This is a genomic window from Microbacterium sp. CR_7, assembly GCF_041954755.1.
Classification (GTDB): Bacteria; Actinomycetota; Actinomycetes; order Actinomycetales; family Microbacteriaceae; genus Microbacterium.
The window spans coordinates 383,680-401,078 of the sequence record NZ_JAVAYF010000001.1 but is presented as its reverse complement, the minus strand read 5'-3'; the positions used below and the strand labels follow the sequence as shown (position 1 = coordinate 401,078).

Annotated in this window: 13 protein-coding genes; 2 read left to right on the top strand and 11 right to left on the bottom strand. The window is 70.4% G+C overall.

What is annotated here, in order from left to right; genetic code table 11:
* Positions 1 to 137 precede the first annotated feature (137 nt).
* On the top strand, positions 138 to 1,127 hold the full coding sequence (locus tag RAC81_RS01880) for a hypothetical protein (protein ID WP_375080749.1): 990 nt from the start codon (positions 138 to 140) through the stop codon (positions 1,125 to 1,127).
* Positions 1,128 to 1,145: 18 nt separating this feature from the next.
* Here RAC81_RS01880 and RAC81_RS01875 read toward each other — a convergent pair whose 3' ends face one another.
* From RAC81_RS01875 to RAC81_RS01860, 4 genes are read right to left on the bottom strand one after another with little or no spacing between them, the layout of a single operon-like run.
* Positions 1,146 to 3,038, bottom strand: coding sequence for a helix-turn-helix domain-containing protein (locus tag RAC81_RS01875; protein WP_375080748.1), 1,893 nt, complete (start codon positions 3,036 to 3,038; stop codon positions 1,146 to 1,148).
* Between the two features lie 40 nt (positions 3,039 to 3,078).
* Positions 3,079 to 3,876, bottom strand: coding sequence for an enoyl-CoA hydratase/isomerase family protein (locus RAC81_RS01870; RefSeq protein ID WP_375080747.1), 798 nt, complete (start codon positions 3,874 to 3,876; stop codon positions 3,079 to 3,081).
* The gene (locus tag RAC81_RS01865) at positions 3,876 to 5,141 is read right to left on the bottom strand and encodes a CaiB/BaiF CoA transferase family protein (protein ID WP_375080746.1); all 1,266 of its coding nucleotides are present in this window, start codon (positions 5,139 to 5,141) and stop codon (positions 3,876 to 3,878) included. The genes RAC81_RS01870 and RAC81_RS01865 overlap by 1 nt, the downstream gene beginning before the upstream one ends.
* A complete protein-coding gene (locus tag RAC81_RS01860; RefSeq protein WP_375080745.1) occupies positions 5,138 to 6,502 on the bottom strand; it encodes an MFS transporter in 1,365 nt (454 codons plus the stop codon). Before RAC81_RS01860 ends, RAC81_RS01865 begins: the two co-directional genes overlap by 4 nt.
* A 291-nt stretch (positions 6,503 to 6,793) precedes the next feature.
* On the opposite strand from RAC81_RS01860, the gene RAC81_RS01855 reads away from it, so the two are divergent.
* The gene (locus RAC81_RS01855; RefSeq protein ID WP_375080744.1) at positions 6,794 to 8,170 is read left to right on the top strand and encodes an MFS transporter; all 1,377 of its coding nucleotides are present in this window, start codon (positions 6,794 to 6,796) and stop codon (positions 8,168 to 8,170) included.
* A gap of 33 nt (positions 8,171 to 8,203) precedes the next feature.
* Here RAC81_RS01855 and RAC81_RS01850 read toward each other — a convergent pair whose 3' ends face one another.
* The 7 genes from RAC81_RS01850 to RAC81_RS01820 all read right to left on the bottom strand — a co-directional run bounded on the left by RAC81_RS01850 (position 8,204) and on the right by RAC81_RS01820 (position 17,372).
* Positions 8,204 to 9,421, bottom strand: coding sequence for a M20 family metallopeptidase (locus RAC81_RS01850; protein WP_375080743.1), 1,218 nt, complete (start codon positions 9,419 to 9,421; stop codon positions 8,204 to 8,206).
* A complete protein-coding gene (locus RAC81_RS01845) occupies positions 9,418 to 10,188 on the bottom strand; it encodes an ABC transporter ATP-binding protein (RefSeq protein ID WP_375080742.1) in 771 nt (256 codons plus the stop codon). Before RAC81_RS01845 ends, RAC81_RS01850 begins: the two co-directional genes overlap by 4 nt.
* Complete coding sequence (locus RAC81_RS01840) at positions 10,185 to 11,987, bottom strand: dipeptide/oligopeptide/nickel ABC transporter permease/ATP-binding protein (RefSeq protein WP_375080741.1); 1,803 nt, start codon at positions 11,985 to 11,987, stop codon at positions 10,185 to 10,187. Before RAC81_RS01840 ends, RAC81_RS01845 begins: the two co-directional genes overlap by 4 nt.
* Before the next feature lies 1 nt (position 11,988).
* Positions 11,989 to 13,032 carry an ABC transporter permease gene (locus RAC81_RS01835; protein WP_375080740.1) on the bottom strand — a complete coding sequence of 348 codons (1,044 nt, stop codon included), beginning with the start codon at positions 13,030 to 13,032 and terminating at the stop codon, positions 11,989 to 11,991.
* A gap of 1 nt (position 13,033) precedes the next feature.
* Positions 13,034 to 14,623, bottom strand: a complete 1,590-nt coding sequence (locus tag RAC81_RS01830; RefSeq protein WP_375080739.1) for an ABC transporter substrate-binding protein — start codon at positions 14,621 to 14,623, stop codon at positions 13,034 to 13,036.
* Between the two features lie 71 nt (positions 14,624 to 14,694).
* Positions 14,695 to 16,269, bottom strand: coding sequence for a hydantoinase/oxoprolinase N-terminal domain-containing protein (locus tag RAC81_RS01825; RefSeq protein ID WP_375080738.1), 1,575 nt, complete (start codon positions 16,267 to 16,269; stop codon positions 14,695 to 14,697).
* Entirely contained in the window at positions 16,266 to 17,372 is a 1,107-nt protein-coding gene (locus RAC81_RS01820) for a DUF917 domain-containing protein (RefSeq protein ID WP_375080737.1), read from the bottom strand. Before RAC81_RS01820 ends, RAC81_RS01825 begins: the two co-directional genes overlap by 4 nt.
* Positions 17,373 to 17,399 lie beyond the last annotated feature (27 nt).

Below are 17,399 nucleotides of genomic sequence, written 5' to 3'. Positions count from 1 at the left end.
ATGCCCGAGACCCTGGCAGGCGGGAAGGGCGTGGCGTCGGACGCGGACGATCTGCTAGTGGACCGCGTCCGCACGCAGCCGTAGGGCCGGGGTATCCCGATTGTCGACGACGACGACCGTCTGCCATCCTCGTATGTATGACGATGTCGCTCGATCAGTTCCGTGAGGCCCTCAAGCGAGCGGACATGCGCGGCCCGCTCGGTCTGCAGCTCAGTGACGTCGACGCGCAGCTTGTCGCCGACGATCCGGCATCCTCTCAGAGCTGGTACGCCTACTGGCTCTCCCTCCAGCCCGCCGCCGCGCAGCCGACTCCCCCGCCACCCGCTGCGGCCTCCGTCTCGCCGGAGCCGGCCGCCGGCGCACCCGCGGCCGCGCCGGGCTTCGACGCCGCACCGCCGCCTTTCTCCCCTGCCCCGCAGCACGCCGAGACACCCACGTCGCCCTACCCCGGCGCGCGCACCGCGCAGTACCCGGGGGCTCCGACGTCGTCGTACCCCGGTGCACCCGCACCGGACGCGCAGCCGACGGCGGCATATGCTCCGACAGCGGAGTCGGCCGGCGGCGACCCCGGCTCCCCTCCTTTTGCAACCGCGCAATATGCCGGAATGCCGACGGACGGCGCCCCGGCGAAGAAGCGCAACGTCGGCCTCTGGGTGACGCTGTCGATCCTCGGCGCGCTGCTGCTGATCATCGCCATCGTCGTCGTCACGGCATTCACGACGGCACGGCACTGGACCAAGGTCGACGTGCCGGAGCAGCCGGAGACCTTCCACAGCGAGGAATACGAGACGGGTCGTTACGACGTCACGATGGACACCGTGAACCCCTGCTACGTCAACCAGGACTGGACCGACTGCACCAACCTGCTGCAGGCCAGCTACGACGCCAACTGCGCCGGGGTGGAGCTGACCGAGACCGCGACCGCGATCTGCGCGGACTACAGCGACGCGATCAGCCAGATGCGGGCGCAGGACAGCGAAGGCGCGTATGTCGCGACACTCGGCACATACGGGAATCTGACGCGGACGCCCGAGATCGACACCCGGCAGGTGTCCAACGACGACTACCGTCCCGCCGAGACCCACGAGGCCGTCTGCTACCTCGGCTTCCTCGGAGAGTGCGAGTGACGCGTCGCTCGGCGCGGCTCAGCGCAGAGCGCGTCTGAGCAGTTCGAGACGCACAGCCGCCTGAAGCCGGAAGCGGAACTCCGCGTCGTCGGCCTCACCCGCGAGGAGCGACCAGATGCGATCCAACCGCTGCTGCACCGTGTTCGTGTGCACATGCAGCGCCGCGGCCGTGGCCTGTCTGCTCTCGCCCCGGTCGAAGTAGGCGCCGAGGGTCTCGACGAGAACAGTGCCTCGTCGCTCGTCCCACGCGCGCACGGGTCCGAGCACGCTGTCGACGAACCGAGCGGCCGCATCGGGGTCGCCCGAGGTCAGCACGTGGTACGGGGCGAAGTCCGCAGAACGCGCGGTCACACCGCGGATGCCGAGGGGTTCGAGGAACCGCAGGTCGCGGCTCGCCCGCTCCACGGACGCCCTCAACGCCGCCACACCGTCGACGGTCGAGCTGACGACCGCGGAGAGGTCCGGATCGCCGAAGCGTTCGGCGAGCAGACGTCGTACGCGCTCGGTGACGACCGCGACATCGGCGGTGGTCCAGGCGACGACGAGCCTGTGGTCCCGCACCGTCACCAGTCCCTCGTCACCCACCGCCTCGGCGGCTACCCCGAGGGCGCCCTCGTGCCCACGCACGTCCAGCACGGCGGCCGCCACGATCGGCTCGGCGACCTCGACGGCCAGCGCCGCGGCGTCGGCCTCCGCGTCGAGCACTGCGGCGAGCACTCGGGCCCGACGGTCCGCACGGATCGCCGAGACGGCGTCGCGCTTGAAGGAGACGAGGGCTGCGACCTGCGCTGCGCGCTCCATCGTGAGACGCGCGACGTCATGGGTCGCCGCGTCATCGTCTTCGGCGAGAATCGCCCCGAGGACCCGATCTACGCCGATGATCGCGACGATCAGCCACCGGGCGCCCTCTTCACCCTGCACGAGCACGGCATGACCGCTCGTCCTGCTCTCGCGGATCGCGTCGCCGAGTGATCGTCGAGACGGGAGCACAGCCCGGGTGTCGGCGCTCGCGTCGAGCGGGCGGCCCGCCTCGTCGACCGCACGGACCGGGCGACCGAGACGATCGGAGAGCGTGGAGACGAGGTCGATGATCGTGGCACCCGACATCACCGCCGCCGTCAGCTCCTCATGGATGGCGCCGACGACCCTCGTCGCGGACACATGCTGTTCGAGTTCGCGGTAGGCCTCCTCCGCGTGCGCCCGCGCTGCCGCACTCTCGGCGAGAACCCGCGCGCTGTGCAGCACGGCGGCGGCGTGGTCGGCGAATGCCGAGAGCAGCAGCACCTGATCGGGGGTGAAGTCGTGCGAGAACCGGTTGCAGGCGAACAGCGCGCCGAGCACCTCGTCGCCGATGGCGAGAGGCACACCGAGGAACGAGACCAGCCCCTCCCGCTCAACCGCGGTGTCGATGCCCGCGTCGTGCGGAGCTTCGGCCATGTCCGGGTAGCTGCTCACCCACGCCGGCTCGCGCGTCTCCGCCACGAGACTCGCCAGCCCGTAGCCTGCGGGCACGAGCAGGTCGCGGAACTCCGGAGTGACGGTGCCCGCCGAATACCGCACGCGGAGATCGCCCTGCTCGTTGTCGACCTCGGACAGGTATGTGACATCGGTGCCCATGAGTTCGTGTGCCCGCTCCACGAGCCGGCGCAGCACGTCGGTCACGTCCTGCAGCCGCACGAGTTCGCGCGCGGTCGAGAACAGCGCCTCGAGCTCGGTCGCGCGACGACGCAGTCGCGCGGTCTGCTGCTGCGAGTCGCGTACCGCGGCGACGAGCTGATCGCGCTCCTCGGCGGTCACGTCGGCCTCGACGAGCATCCTGCTCACGGCCGTCGTGCGGTCGCCCGGCTGCGCACGCGTCGCCGCGAGGACCTCGCGCACGAGCGCGGCGGTGCTCACTGCTGTGTCGGTCAATGCGTCTCCTCGGGCAGCGACGATCGGGACTGCCAGCAGTCTATGAGGGCGAGCCGACCCGCATCGCCGTGCGCGACGGGAACGACGGCAGCCGTCGCGTCGCGAACGCGTCGAGACCCTCGCGGGCGTCGTCGCTCGCGAACGCCTGCTGACCGAGAGTGGCCTCCTGCCGGAACGCCTCGTCCTCCCGCAGGTCGGCGAGGGCGCGCACGGCGCGCTTCACCGTGGCGATGGCGGTCCCGCTGCGCTGCAGCAGCTCTTCCGCGAGTCCGATCGCCTCGTTCATGAGGTCTGCTCCGGGTACGACGCGGTTCACGAGGCCGTAGCTCAGCGCCGTCTCCGCGTCGATGCGGGCGCCCCGCAGCATCAGGTCCATGGCGAAGGCGTACGGGATCTGACGGATCAGTCGCACGAGTGTGCCGCCGGCCGGCACCACGCCCACCCCCGTCTCGGGCAGGGCGAACTGCGCCTCGGCGGCTGCGAGCCGGATGTCGGTCGACAGCATGATCTCGAAACCGCCGCCCAGGCACAGTCCGTTGATCGCCGCGACCACCGGCTTCTCGAGGGTCGAGTGCTTCTGATGGGCGGCATCCCACTCGCTGATGTCGAACCTCTCCGCGGTGAGAGCGGGGATCGACTCCCCGAGGTCGGCCCCCACGCAGAAGGCCCTGTCGCCGGCCCCCGTGAGTACGGCGACCCCGATGCCCGGATCGTCGCGGACCTCGGCGAAGGCGGCCCCGAGCTCGTCGTACATCGACAGTGTCAGCGCGTTGAGCTTCTCGGGGCGGTCGATCGTGATGATCCCGACGCCGCCGTCGCTCTCCAGCCGGATCGACATCAGATCGCACCCTCCGCACGCAGTCCCGCGACGTCGTCCGGCGCGAATCCGAGCAGGTCGGCGAGCACGCGGTCCGTGTGCTCGCCGCGCGCAGGAGCGGCTCCCGACGTCTGCGGCGGCGTCCGGTGGAGCTTCACGGGCGAGCCGAACGTGCGCAGCGACCCGTGGCCGGGGTACTCGGTCTCCACGATCATTCCCCGCGCCGCGATCTGCGGGTCGTCGACGACCTCGCCGATGTCCTTGACCGCGCTCAACGGCACCAGGTCGCCGGCGAGGGCCTCGAGTTCGGCCTTCGTGCGGCCGGCGAACCACTCCAGCACGAGCGGGCGCACCTTGTCGCGGTACACGTCGGCATCGAACCGCGTGGCCATCGCATGCAGGTCGGGGTGATCCTCCCAGTCGCCCGCGCTTCCGAAGGTCTCGCACGATATGCGCCAGAACTTGTCGGTGTATCCGCCGAAGAACACGAACCCGTCCTTGCAGGGGAACAGCTCGTACGGGCGCACGAACGGGTGCTCGTTGCCGAGCGGCTCCGGCACGATGCCCTCTGCCGTGTACGACACGACCGCGTTCTCGGTGAGGGTCAGCACCGAGTCCTGCTGCGAGATGTCGACGAGCTGCCCCTCCCCCGTCTGCTCGGCGTGCCTGAGCGCCGCGAGGATGCCGACCACCCCGTACAGACTCGCCGCCAGGTCTCCGATGATCGTCCCGACGCGCGTGGGCGGTCGGCCCGCCTCGCCGTTCATCGACCACAGGCCGCCCGTGGCCTGCGCGCTGTTGTCGTACGCGGGCCGCAGCCGATACGGACCGGTCTGCCCGTACCCGCTCAACGCGGCGTACACGAGGCGGGGATTGACCTCCCTGAGCCGGTCGTATCCGTGACCGAGCCGCTCCATGGTGCCAGGGCGGAAGTTCTCGACGAGCACATCGGCCTGTCGTACGAGCCGGTCGAGCACCTCGGCGGCGCCGGGGCTCTTGAGGTTCAGGGTGACCCCCAGCTTGTTGCGGTTGAACTGGGCGAAGAAGCCGCTCAGAGGCTCGCCGTCCGTGCCGGGCAGCAGCGGCGGGAAGGTGCGGGTGTAGTCAGGGTCGTCGGGGTTCTCGACCTTGATCACGGTGGCTCCGAGATCTGCGAGGATCATCGAGCAGTACGGCCCGGCGACCACTCGCGTGACGTCGACCACCACCACCCCCGCCAGGGATCCGGGCGCGGCGTCGATGCCCGCCCATCCGCTCAGGAGGCCGCGAGTGGTGTCGTCGATCATCGGGTGGTTCCTTCCGTCGCGGATGATTCGCCCGCGCCGTCGGCAGCGCGACGGGTGAGGCGGTGCAGCAGCGTGACCGAGATGAGGGTCACCAGTCCCGCGACCACCATGTAGAGGGCGATGGCCCAGGAGCCGCCGAACACGTCGAGCAGCTCGAGGTAGATGATCGGCACGAACGCCGAGCCGGCGATGGTGCCGATGCCGAGCGCGAGCGACATGCCCGTGTAGCGGATGCGCACGTCGAACGCCTGGGCGTAGAGCACGCCGAGGGTGCCGTAGGTCGCGCAGAAGCCGACCGTCGTCGCGATGTACGCGACGTACGCAGCGAGGAGGCTGCCCGTGTCGATGAGCCAGAACGCGGGGAACGCGAGCACGACCGACACGACGGTGCCCGCGGCGAAGACCCGCGCCACACCGAAGCGGTCGGCGAGCCGGCCGGCGAGCGGGAGTCCGCCCAGCGCCAGCACCGAGCACACCGTCGCGATCGTGAGCATCTCGGGCTGGCTGTGTCCGACGAACTGCGTGCCGTACGTGAGGCTGAACGTGAACAGCATGTAGAACACCGCGCCGATGACGGCGAAGCTCAGCGCCGCGAAGATCACCTGTCCCGGGTGCGTCTTGAGCGTGTCCCACAGCGGGACACGCGCCTCGCGTCCGGCTTCGCGCATCTTCTCGAACTCCGGGGTCTCCGTGATCCGGAGCCGGATGAACAGGCCGACGAGCACCAGCACCGCGCTGATGAGGAACGGCACGCGCCAGCCCCACGTCGAGAACGCGTCGCCCGGCAACGCGACCAGCGGCAGGAAGACGAGCGTCGAGAGCGTGAGTCCCAACGCGAGGCCGACCTGGGGGAAGCTGCCGAGGAAGGCGCGACGCCGCGGTTCGGCGTGCTCGACCACGAGCAGGACCGCACCGCCCCACTCGCCGCCGAGGGCGAACCCCTGCACGAACCGGAGCACCATCAGCAGGATCGGAGCGGCGATCCCGATCGCGGTGTACGTCGGCAGGAGGCCGATGAGGAACGTGGCGACGCCCATGAGCACGAGCGACAGCACCAGCATCCTCTTGCGTCCGATCCGATCGCCGAAGTGCCCGAAGACGATGGAACCCAGCGGACGGCCGAAGTAGCCGACCGCGATGCCGCCGAAGGCGAGGATCGTGCCGACCAGCGGGTCGTAGTCGGGGAAGAACAGAGAGTTGAGGATCAGCGCGGCAGCCGTCGAGTAGGCGAAGAAGTCGAACCACTCGACGGTCGTGCCGACGACGCTCGATGCGACGATGGTGCGGATCTGCGAGGACGGGGCGGGGGTCGGATCCGAGGATCCGGTCGATCCGCGCGGGGCGGTGGATGCCGATGTCATGGGTGCGTTCCCTTCCACGGCGTCCTCGTCGACGCCGTGGGTCCAGCGTGTCAGCGAGCGCCCTCCGCGAACCATGGCGCGTCCCGCCACATCGGCGTCGTTCCCGTGTCCCCGGCGCACAGTGTGGCGCGCAGCGACAGCGCGGTGCTCAGCCGACGCTCGTGTGACGGTGTGGACAGGATCCACCATCCCGACTCGATGGTGTGCTCCGCGCACATGAGGTCACGAGTCCGGTTTTCCTAGCCTGGAGATCGCCGCCGACGACCGGCGTGCCCGACACAGTGGAGTGCCATGGACATCGACATCGCCGACGACATCGACCGCCCCGGACTGGATCCGCGAGACCAGCGACGCCGAGCCGTGATCGGAAGCTCGGTCGGAACGATCATCGAGTGGTACGACTTCACGCTGTACGGTCTCGCGTCGGCCCTCGTGTTCGCGCCGCTCTTCTTCCCGGGCGGGGGCGACTTCGCCGGACTCCTCGGCGCTTTCGCGACGTTCGCCGTCGGTTTCGGCGCGCGTCCGATCGGCGGCTTGGTCTTCGCCCACTTCGGCGACCGCATCGGCCGCAAGGGCACGCTGCTCGCGACGCTGCTCATGATGGGCATCGCCACCACGCTGATCGGGCTCCTGCCGACCGCGGAGACCATCGGCATCTGGGCGCCGATCCTCCTGATCGTGCTGCGTCTCTTCCAGGGCGCGGGTGCCGGGGCGGAGTTCGCCGGAGCGATGACCATGGCCAGCGAGTCGTCGGACACGAGGAACCGCGCGTTCATCGCCGGCTTCCCCGGAGCATCGGTCTATCTCGGCATGGCTCTCGCGACCTCGACGTTCGCGCTCATCAGCCTGCTGCCCTCGGACCAGTTCCAGGCGTGGGGCTGGCGCATCCCGTTCATCGCCAGCATCGTTATCGTCGCTTTCGCCCTCTACTTCCGTCTCCGCGTGAAGGAGACGGCGGCGTTCGAGGCCGCGGAGCGCGAGGGCACCGTGTCGCACGCGCCGCTCGCCCTCGCCGTGCGCTCGCACTGGCGCACGCTGCTCGCCGGTATGGCGTTCTTCGTGTTCGCCCTGCCCTGGGTGTACATCGTCCAGACGTTCTCGGTCTCGTACACGACCGGCACCCTGACCGTGAATCCCACGCACGCGCTCATCGGCCTCATCGTGGCCGAGCTCCTCACCATCCCCGCCACCCTCGGATTCGGCAGGCTCGCCGACCGCATCGGCCGCAAACCCGTGCTGCTGGGCGCCGCGATCTTCGCGATCGCGTTCGCTTTCCCGCTCTTCCTCCTGTTCCAGACCGAGAACTCGGTACTCGTCGCGCTCGGCCTGATCCTCGGCCTCGCCATCGTGCAGGGAGCCACGATCGGCGTCAGCGCCGCCATGCTCGCCGAGCTCTTCCCCACACGGATGCGGTGGAGCGGCATCGCGATCTCCCGTGAGATCCCCGCGGCTCTCGTGGGCGGCACCGCGCCGCTCGTCGCCACGGCCCTCGTCGGACTCACCGGCGGCACGCCCTGGCTCGTCGCCGCCTACCTCGTGGGCCTCAGCGTGATCGGCGTGATCGGCATCGCGTCCCTGCCGGAGACGCTCCCCCGCGCGTCATCGACCACGGACGCACCGGACGCAGGCGCCGCAGCGCGCACTCCGGACGCGGCCACCCGCCGCTGAGCCCACGACGCGCGCGGGGTCGGACCGTCAGGTCTAGCCCCGCGCGAGTCGGCGCCACGCCAGCTCGGCGAGGACCGTGGCCTGCAGCGGCAGGACCCCGTCGTCGAAGACCGCGTGCTCGGAGTGCAACGGCATCGGTCCGCTGTCGGGGGCAGCACCGACGAACACGAGGGCACCCGGGACCTCTTGCAGCACGTATGAGAAGTCCTCGGAGGCCATCGACGGCGCCGCCAACCGGGTGACGCGGTCGACGCCGAGGAGGTCGTCGAGCACCGACAGGACCTCCCGCGTCTCCGCGGGGTCGTTGTAGGTCACGGGATACGAGGCGATGAACTCGGTCTCCAGCCGGCATCCGTTCGCCTCTGCGATACCCGCGAGCATGGCGGGGAGCTCAGCGCGCACCGTGTCGAGGGTCGTCATCGACAGGGTGCGGATGTTCGCCTCCAGGAACACGCTCGCCGCGAGGACGTTGCTCGCCTCCGAGTCGCTGCTCAGGCGCGTGATCGAGATCACAGCCTGATCGGTGGCGGGCAGACGTCGCGCGGCGAAGGTCTGCGCCGCGAGGATGAGCTGCGCGGCGACGGGCACCGGATCGATGCCGAGCTGCGGGAAGGCGGCATGCCCGCCGGTCCCGTGCAACGTCATGCGCAGAGCGCTCGCGCTCGCCATCATCGCCCCCTCGCGAGTCACCAGCTGCCCCTGCGGGGTGGCGCTGTCGACGTGGAGCGCGTAGGCCGCGACCGGTCGGGCGCCCGCGGCATCCAGCACGCCCTCCTCGATCATGAGGCGACCGCCCGCCTGCCCCTCCTCGCCCGGCTGGAACATGAAGACCACCGTGCCCGCGAGCTCGTCGCGGCGGGCTGCGAGCAGGCGCGCGCCGCCGAGCAGGCCCGCCATGTGCAGGTCGTGCCCGCAGGCGTGCATCGCACCCGACGTGGCGGCGAACGGCAGTCCGGTGGCCTCGGCGATCGGGAGTCCGTCCATGTCGCCGCGCAGCAGCACCACCGGTCCGGGGCGGCCGCCCCTGAGCACCGCCGTGATCGACGTCAGCCCCTCACCCCGGGTGACCTCCAGGTCGAGATCCGCCAGTTCGCGCAGGAGGATCTCCTGCGTGCGCGGCAGGTCGAGGCCGATCTCGACCGCGGAATGCAACTCGCGGCGGATCGCGATCAGCGCATCGCGCAGCGACTCCGCGGCATCCGCGAATCCTTCCGCTGCCGACGTGGTCTTCTCCTCGGTCGCGGGAGTCATCCGAACTGCATCCTCTCTCCGAGAGCGGGAACCGCCTCGAGCAGGTCTCTGGTGTAGGGGTCTGCCGGCGCGTCGAGCAGCGCCTCGGTGGGGCCGCTCTCGACGACCGCGCCATGGCGCATCACGCACACGTCGTCGCTGATGTATCGCACGACGGCGAGGTTGTGCGAGATGAAGAGCATGGAGAGCCCGAGCTGCTGCTGCACCTCGCGGAGCAGGTTCAGGATGGCGCCCTGCACGGACACGTCGAGCGCGCTGGTGACCTCGTCGGCGATCAGCACCGACGGCTCCCCCGCCAGAGCGCGTGCGACGGTGATGCGCTGTCGCTGGCCGCCCGAGAAGGCTCCGGGGCGCTCACTTGCCCGGTCGGGGTCGAGGTGCACCTGGGCGAGCAGCTCCCGCACGCGCGCGACGCGCTCCGCCCGAGACCACCGTCGACCGGTCGATCTCAGCGCCTCGGCGATGGAGTCGCCGACCGGCATCAGGGGGTCGAGGGCCGAGAACGGGTCCTGGAAGACGAGCTGCATACGGCGACGGGCGCGTCGCGCCGCCGCTCCGCCTCCGGTCGTCTCGACGCCGTCGACGCGGATCGACCCGGACTCCGGTCGCACCAGACCGACCGCGGCCGCGGCCACGGTGCTCTTGCCCGACCCCGACTCGCCGACGAGTCCGACCGTCCGCCCCTGCGGCACCGCGAGGCTCACACGCTCGACGACCCGGGTGCGACCGTAGCGCACGCTCAGGTCGTCGATCTCGAGTGCGTTCATACCGGCACCTCCTGGCCGTGGGCGTCTCGCTGCGGCGCAGCACCTGGCTCGTCGAGGGCCTCGGGGCGCAGTTCCGGCGGGATCACGGGCAGCGGCCGCGTCCGGTCGCTGGTCATGTCGGGCAGGCAGGCGATGAGAGCGCGCGTGTACGGATGCCGGGCGTCCTCACGGATGCGGTCCGCCGCGAGGCTCTCGACCACGAGACCGTCCTTCATCACGATCACGCGGTCGCAGAAGGCGGAGACGAGCGCGATGTCATGCGAGATGAAGACGATCGCGGCGCCGGTCTCCTCCTGGGCGCGATGCAGCACCCCCATCACCTGGCGCTGCACGGTCACGTCGAGCGCCGTGGTCGGCTCGTCGGCGACGATGAGCCGCGGCCTGCCGGTGAGCGCCATGCCGATCATCGCCCGCTGTCGCATCCCGCCGGAGAACTCGTGCGGATACTGCGTCAGGCGCGACGCGGAGTTCGCGATCCCCACCGCCGAGAGTGCATCGGCGGCGCGCGCCCTCGCCTGCGTGGGCCGCATTCCCATGTGCACCTCGGGGACCTCGGTGAGCTGTCGTCCGATCGTGAGCGCCGGATTCAGCGACGTGAGCGGATCCTGGAAGATCATGCCGAGCTCGACGCCCAACCGCGCACGATCGGATGCCGCGAGCGTCCGAGTCATGTCGAGATCGTCGAAACGGTGCCCCGAGGTGGTGACAATCGCGTCGTCGCCGAGCAGCCCGGCGAGGGCCATCGCGGTGAGCGACTTGCCGGAACCGGACTCGCCGACGATGCCGACGATCTCGCCCCGCGCGATGCGGAGATCGACCCCGCGCACCCGCTCGACCACGTCGCCGTCGGCCGTCGGGAACGCGATGCGCAGATCCGTGATCTCGGCCACGATGTCGCTCGCCGGCTCCGTCGCCGCCGGCACCCGCCCGGTGCGTCGGGAGGCGAGGGTCACTGCTCCGGTCGCCCGCGCCGCGACCGCGCGCAGTCCCCCGCCGCGGGTGCCGGCGACGGCCTCGCTGACCAGGGTGAAGACGAGACCGGCGAGCACGATCGCGATACCGGGTCCGATCGCGGCGAGCGGGTTGACGTAGATGCGGAGGATGCCCTCCTGCAGCATCCGCCCCCAGTCGTACGCGGGCGCCTGCACGCCGAGCCCGAGGAACGAGAGACCGGCGAACGAGAGCAGAGTCACGCTCGCGGTGGCTGCGGCGTTCACGAAGAACGGGTTGGCGATGTTGGGGAGGACGTGCCGCACGAGGATGCCGACCGGCCCGACGCCCACGACACGTGCCGCCCTGACGTAGTCCCGGCCGGACACCGATGAGGCGAGGTTGTACACGAGCCGAGCGAACGACGGGATGCCGGCGAATCCGATCGCCAGCATCGCACCGGTCGCGGTGGCTCCCCAGATCACCGTGAAGAAGAGCACCATCAGCAGCCACGGGAACGCGAGGAGGATGTCGAGGAGCCCGGTGAACCATCGCCGCGGATAGCGGGGCAGGATACTGGCCACGAGGCCGAACACGATCCCTCCCGCGAGCGCGATCGCGGTCGCCCCGAGCGTGAGCAGCAGGGTGAGGCGCGTCGCCGACAGGACCCTGGCGAGGATGTCGCGGCCGAGCTCGTCGGTGCCGAAGGGATGCGCGGCACTCGCCCCGAGCAGACGGGACGACACGTCGGTCGTGTCGGCCGCCGCCCCCCAGAGCAGCGGACCGGCGACCGTGAGGAAGGCGAGCAGCACCGCGCCCAGCAGCGCGGTGATCGCGGTCGGTGTGAGGAGGCGGGAACGAGCGGACATCTCAACCCTCCGTGATCGAGGAGCGCGGGTCGATGGTGGCGAGGATCACGTCGACCACGAGGTTCACCCCGAGGACGATGAGCGCGTACACGATGACGACGCCCTGCACCATCGGGTAGTCCTTGGCCCCGACCGACGACACCATGATGGTGCCGAGCCCGGGTATCGCGAACACCGTCTCGATGAGAACGGTGGCCGCCGTGAGCCCGGCGAGGATGAGGCCGCCGACCGTCAGGGTGGAGGTGACGATGTTCGGCAGAGCGTGCCGCAGGTAGATCAGTCGCCGAGGCAGGCGCTTGGCGCGCGCCGTCGTCATGTAGGTGGTGTCGAGCACGGCGAGCATCTCGACCTGCACGATCCGCACGAGGTACGCCATGGGGCCTACCGCCAGGGCGATGACCGGCAGCACGGCATCCGCCGGCTTGCCCCACCCCGCGGCGGGGAGCCATCCGAGCTCCACGGCGAAGAGCGCGATGAGCGCGACGGCGACGAGGAAGCTCGGCACGGCGATGAGGATGCCGAGGAAGGCCGACAGAGCGATCGAGAGTCCCCGCCGACGGCCCGACCGGGCGAGTACGGCAGCGCCGATCCCCGCGGGCAGCGCCCCGATCACGGCGATCACGAAAGCGAGAACGGCGAGCAGCAGCGTGGTCGGGAAGCGCTGGGACAGGACGTCCGTCACCGGACGCTGCAGCCGTACGGAGGTTCCGAGGTCGCCGGTGACGAGGCCGCCCAGGTAGCGGAGGAACTGCTCCCCCATCGGACGGTCGAGGCCGAGCTGCGCCCGCGTGGCCTCGACGAGCTGCGGCGTCGCGCTCTGTCCGAGCGCCGCGCGCACCGGATCGCCGGGCACGAGGTACATCAGGAGGAAGGACGCGATGATCACGACCGCCAGGGAGACGACGAGTCGACCGAGCCGACGCAGCAGGAACGCGGTGCGCGGGGAGAGCCCCCGACGCAGACGGCGCTCCTCCGCCCGCGCCGCCAGGGCGGCCGTGGTCGTGTCGACCACCTCGGCGGTCGCGGGAGGAGGAGTCGTCGTCATGTCAGCCCAGCATCCGGATCGAGGTCGGCTGGATGAAGTTCGGCTGCTCGAACACCGCGCCAGACTGGTAGGTCGGCAGGATGTTGTCGATCACCGGGAAGACGTCGAAGCGATCGATGAGCTGCTTCTCGGCGTCCTGGAAGATCGCGCAGCTTTCCTCGGGGGTCGCGCTCGATCCCTCGGCGACCAGCGCCGAGTACTCGGGGTTGTCGACCCACATGAAGTTCAGGCCGCCCTGGTCGGGGGTCGCACCGTCGAAGAAGGTCGACAGCACGATCGGACCGCCGGGAGCGACCTGCACCCAGCCCGTGTCCCAGTCGAACGTCGAGAACAGCTGCTCGGACCAGGCCGCCGCGTCATTCGCGAGGAGTTCGGTCGTCACGCCCAGCTCGTCCCAGGCCTCCTTGACCAGTTCGGCCGCGGCCGCGTGGGTCGAGGTGGGCGCGTTGTAGACGAACTTGATCGTCAGCGGCACGCCATCCTTCTTCCGGAGGCCGTCGGACCCCAGCGTCCAGCCGGCCTCGTCGAGCAGCTCTCCCGCCTTGTCGAGGTCGGTCTCGGGCAGGCTCCACTCCGGTTCGTCGGCGACGCAGAGCAGCGGATTCTTCGTGACGAGCGAGATCGGCTCGAGTCCCTCGCCGTCGGCGATCACGGTGCCCACCTCCTCGCGGTCGATCGCGGTCGAGAGCGCCTCGCGCACGAGCGGGTCGGCGAACGGACGGCCTTCCTTCTCGTTGAAGAGCATCATGCCGACCGGATTGCGGACGCCCACGTGGGTGAGTCCGGCGCCGTCGAGGCGCGAGCGATCCGCGCCCGAGATGGTCGCCGCGTTGAGCTCGCCCGACAGCAGGAGGTTGGCGGCGGTGCTCTCGTCGCTCACGACCCGCGCCTCGATGGCGTCGGGAAGCCCCGCGGTGTCACTCGTGACGTCGTCGGGCCCCCACTCGTAGTCGTCCCGCTTGGTGAAGGTGAAGGCGTCGCCCGGCTTGATGTCGCTGAGGGCGTACAGGCCGGTGCCGTCGGTCGCCTCGGACAGCGAGGCGGTGTCGGCGAGGCCGGCGTCGCAGACCAGCATGATGGTGCCGACGTTGACCGCGAGGAACGGGTTGTTCTCGGTGCTCGTGACCGTGACGGTGTCGCCGTCGGCGGTCGCCGAGATCCGCTCGTCGATGACCGAGCCGTACGAGAACGTCGCGTTCGCGGCATCCGCGTTGTAGTTGAGGTTGTCCGCGACCGTCTGCGCGGTGAACTCCGAGCCGTCGCTGCAGGTGATGCCGTCCTTGAGCGTGAACACCACCTCGGTGCCGGTCTCGTCCCAGCTCTCGGCGAGCCAGGGTACGAGCTCGCCCTCGTCGGTCACCGCGATCAGCGACTCGTAGGCGAGGCTGACCACGGCGAAGGTGTCGGGCGACACCGCCGTCAGCGGATTCAGGTCACCCGGGTCGTCGCCGACAGCGGTGACGAAGGTGCCACCCGAGACGAAGTCGCCCTCGTCGGGGCCGGCCTGGTCCGAGGACCCCGCGCACGACGTCAGCGTCAGAGCGAGGACGGAGAGAGCGGCGGCCACGGGTAGTGCGGTACTGCGTTTCATAGCGTTCTCCTGATTCGGGTGAGAGTGGAGCTGTGGTGCGGGACGGGTCTGGGCGTCAGCGGATGCGTGCGTCAGCGGACGGGGACCTCTGCCGACAGCCGGGCCAGCGGACCGGCTGCCTTGACGGTGACGTTGACGGTGGGCTGGGTCGTGTACGGCACGTGGGTCTCGAGGACTTCGACCACCGAGACCTGCAGAGGGTCGGCGCCCGCCTGGATCGCCTTCGCCACCGCCGCTTCGGAGGCCTGCTCGATGGCAGCTTCACGTTCTCCCATGGGCGCCATCTGATCGGCCCGGCCGCCGGCGAGCGAGATGGCGGCGCCGACCGCGTTGGCCACGCCTCCGTGCTCTGGGCGGAGGATGCTGCCGGCGCTCGGAAGGCTGTCGGGTACGAGGAATCCGCCGCCCCCGACGACGACGAGCGGGATGTCCATCCGACCGAGCGAGAGACGCTCGACGGCCTCGTCGAGCCGGTCGGCGACGGCCTCCAGCGCCCGCTCGAGCGCGGCGGACACGGTCGGCGCGAGCGATGGCAGGGTACGACCGGCGACGGGGGTGCCGCGGAGTGCTGCGGCGTCGGTGAGGGTGGGAGTCGATCCGCCGAACAGCAGCCCCTCCCGATCGATGCGGTAGCCGACGGAGTCGGGTCCGACGCGCCCCGACGCGACGTCCACGATCGTGCCGCCGCCGATGCCCACGCTGAGGATGTCCGGCATCCGGAAGTTGGTGCGCACGCCGCCGATCTCCCGTGGCAGGGTCGACTCGCGCGGGAAGCCGCCGACCACGACCCCGAGGTCGGAGGTGGTGCCGCCGACGTCGATGACGATCGCGTCGTCGTGTCCGGAGAGGTACGCGGCGCCGCGGATCGAGTTCGCAGGACCGGAGCCGATCGTGAGGACCGGGTACTGGGCCGCGTAGTCCAACGACATCAGCGTGCCGTCGTTCTGAGCGAAGAACGTCGCGGCGTCGAGGCCCTCCTCCGCCACGACCGTCACGAGCGCCTCGGTCACCGAGCGTGCGACGCTGTACAGGGCCGCGTTCAGCAGCGTGGCGTTCTCGCGCTCGAGCAGACCGGTCGGGCCGATGTCCTGGCTCAGGAACACGCGGGTGTCCTGGCCGAGGTGCCCACGCAGCAGCTCGGCGACCTCCAGCTCCTGCTCGGGTGAGGACGGGCTGAAGATGCCGGCGACCGCGATCGCGTCGAAGCCGTCGAGACCGTCGACGAAGCGCCGGATGCCGTCGCGGTCCAGCGGAGCGATCGGCGTGCCGTCGACCATGTGACCGCCGCCGAGCATGGCCGAACCGGCGAGCACCATGCTCACCAGATCCTCCGGCCAGCCGGTCAGGGGCGGATACTCCGTCGCGGCGGGGGCGCCGAGCCGGATCATGGCCACCCGATCGAGCTGTCGCCGCTGCACGATCGCATTGGTCGCGTGCGTGGTCCCGAGCATGACGCGGGAGACGCGGAACCGGTCGTCGCCGATCGCGGCGAGCACCTCGCGGATGCCTGCGCGGATGCCGCCGGTGATGTCGTCGGTCGTCGCCCGCTTCGTCCAGGCGAGCACGCGGCCGTCTCCATCGAGGACGACGGCATCGGTGTTCGTCCCGCCGACGTCGACGCCGATGGACAGATCGCGCGCGGTCATCGGTTCGCTCCTTCGAAGGGGACATAGGGCAGGTCGTAGCCGAAGGCCGCAGGCCCGGCCAGTTCGAGGCCGCGGTCGGTGCGCCAGATCGGGTCGCACGCCCACGCGAGGACCGACACCCTTTGCCCGAATCGAAGCATCTCGGTGGTGATGGCGTGGCCGGTCTCGGCGTCGATGATCGTGATGAGGTCGGGGACGCTGACGAGCACCTCGCCGTCCTCGAGCACCAGCAGGTTCTCGTTCTGCAGCTCCAGACGTTGCAGGCGGCCACGGTCCGCGCCCGTCCCGGTGATGGTGACGGAGCCGCGCACGAACCCGCCGACCGTGCGCCGGTCGAGATCGGTGATCTTGCCGGTCATCAGCACGCGAGCGTCGAGCTCGGCGGCGACCGCGGACACCGGATCCGACGAGGACATCAGCGCGTGCCCGACCCGGATGGCGGCACCGACTGTGCCTTCGATGACCGAGCCGCGCACGGTGTCGGCCGTCATCGGGTAGTGGGCGCCGATGCAGATCGATCCGCTCGCCACGGTCAGGGCGCGCGCGTGGCGCTCGAGCCAGTGCAGGTCGACGGTCTTCATCACCGAGATGTTGCCGACGACATCGCTCTGCACGGCCCATTCGCAGGGGACGCCCGCAACGTTCATGGCCACCATCGCGGCATCCGGGAACGCACGGCCCATACCGTCGGCGTCGAGCACCTTGAGACCCAGTCGCGCGGCCCAGCCGATCGGCTGGACGCCGTTGCTCCCGCCGATCTCGGCTGCCATGAGCGTCGTGACCGGACGGCCGAGCAGGCGCTCGGCCTCTGCGAGCAGCGCGTGGATCTGGCCCGATGCGGAGAGCATCTCGATGCCGACCGTGGGCGCGCCGATGCCCGACATGAGGATGACGACGTCATCCGGTCCGAGGTCGTCGACGCGCACGAGCGGCACGGGTCCGTGCTCGCGCAGGGCGTTCTCGACCATGATCTGCGCCGTGTACACCGCGCCGCCGCCTCCGGTTCCGAAGATCGCGGTGCCGACTCCGAGCGCGGCGATGTCGGCTGCCGTGATCTCGGCGATCGGTGCCGCTGTGGCCGCGGCGGGAAGAGTCTGAGCCATGACTTCACGGTACGGAGGGTGCAGGAG

Coding starts and splice junctions, on each gene's coding strand:
- RAC81_RS01880 (WP_375080749.1), top strand. CDS start 138: ATGACGATGTCGCTCGATCAGTTCCGTGAGGCCCTCAAGCGAGCGGAC.
- RAC81_RS01870 (WP_375080747.1), bottom strand. CDS start 3,876: ATGTCGATCCGGCTGGAGAGCGACGGCGGCGTCGGGATCATCACGATC.
- RAC81_RS01865 (WP_375080746.1), bottom strand. CDS start 5,141: ATGATCGACGACACCACTCGCGGCCTCCTGAGCGGATGGGCGGGCATC.
- RAC81_RS01860 (WP_375080745.1), bottom strand. CDS start 6,502: ATGACATCGGCATCCACCGCCCCGCGCGGATCGACCGGATCCTCGGAT.
- RAC81_RS01855 (WP_375080744.1), top strand. CDS start 6,794: ATGGACATCGACATCGCCGACGACATCGACCGCCCCGGACTGGATCCG.
- RAC81_RS01850 (WP_375080743.1), bottom strand. CDS start 9,421: ATGACTCCCGCGACCGAGGAGAAGACCACGTCGGCAGCGGAAGGATTC.
- RAC81_RS01845 (WP_375080742.1), bottom strand. CDS start 10,188: ATGAACGCACTCGAGATCGACGACCTGAGCGTGCGCTACGGTCGCACC.
- RAC81_RS01840 (WP_375080741.1), bottom strand. CDS start 11,987: ATGTCCGCTCGTTCCCGCCTCCTCACACCGACCGCGATCACCGCGCTG.
- RAC81_RS01835 (WP_375080740.1), bottom strand. CDS start 13,032: ATGACGACGACTCCTCCTCCCGCGACCGCCGAGGTGGTCGACACGACC.
- RAC81_RS01830 (WP_375080739.1), bottom strand. CDS start 14,623: ATGAAACGCAGTACCGCACTACCCGTGGCCGCCGCTCTCTCCGTCCTC.
- RAC81_RS01825 (WP_375080738.1), bottom strand. CDS start 16,269: ATGACCGCGCGCGATCTGTCCATCGGCGTCGACGTCGGCGGGACGAAC.
- RAC81_RS01820 (WP_375080737.1), bottom strand. CDS start 17,372: ATGGCTCAGACTCTTCCCGCCGCGGCCACAGCGGCACCGATCGCCGAG.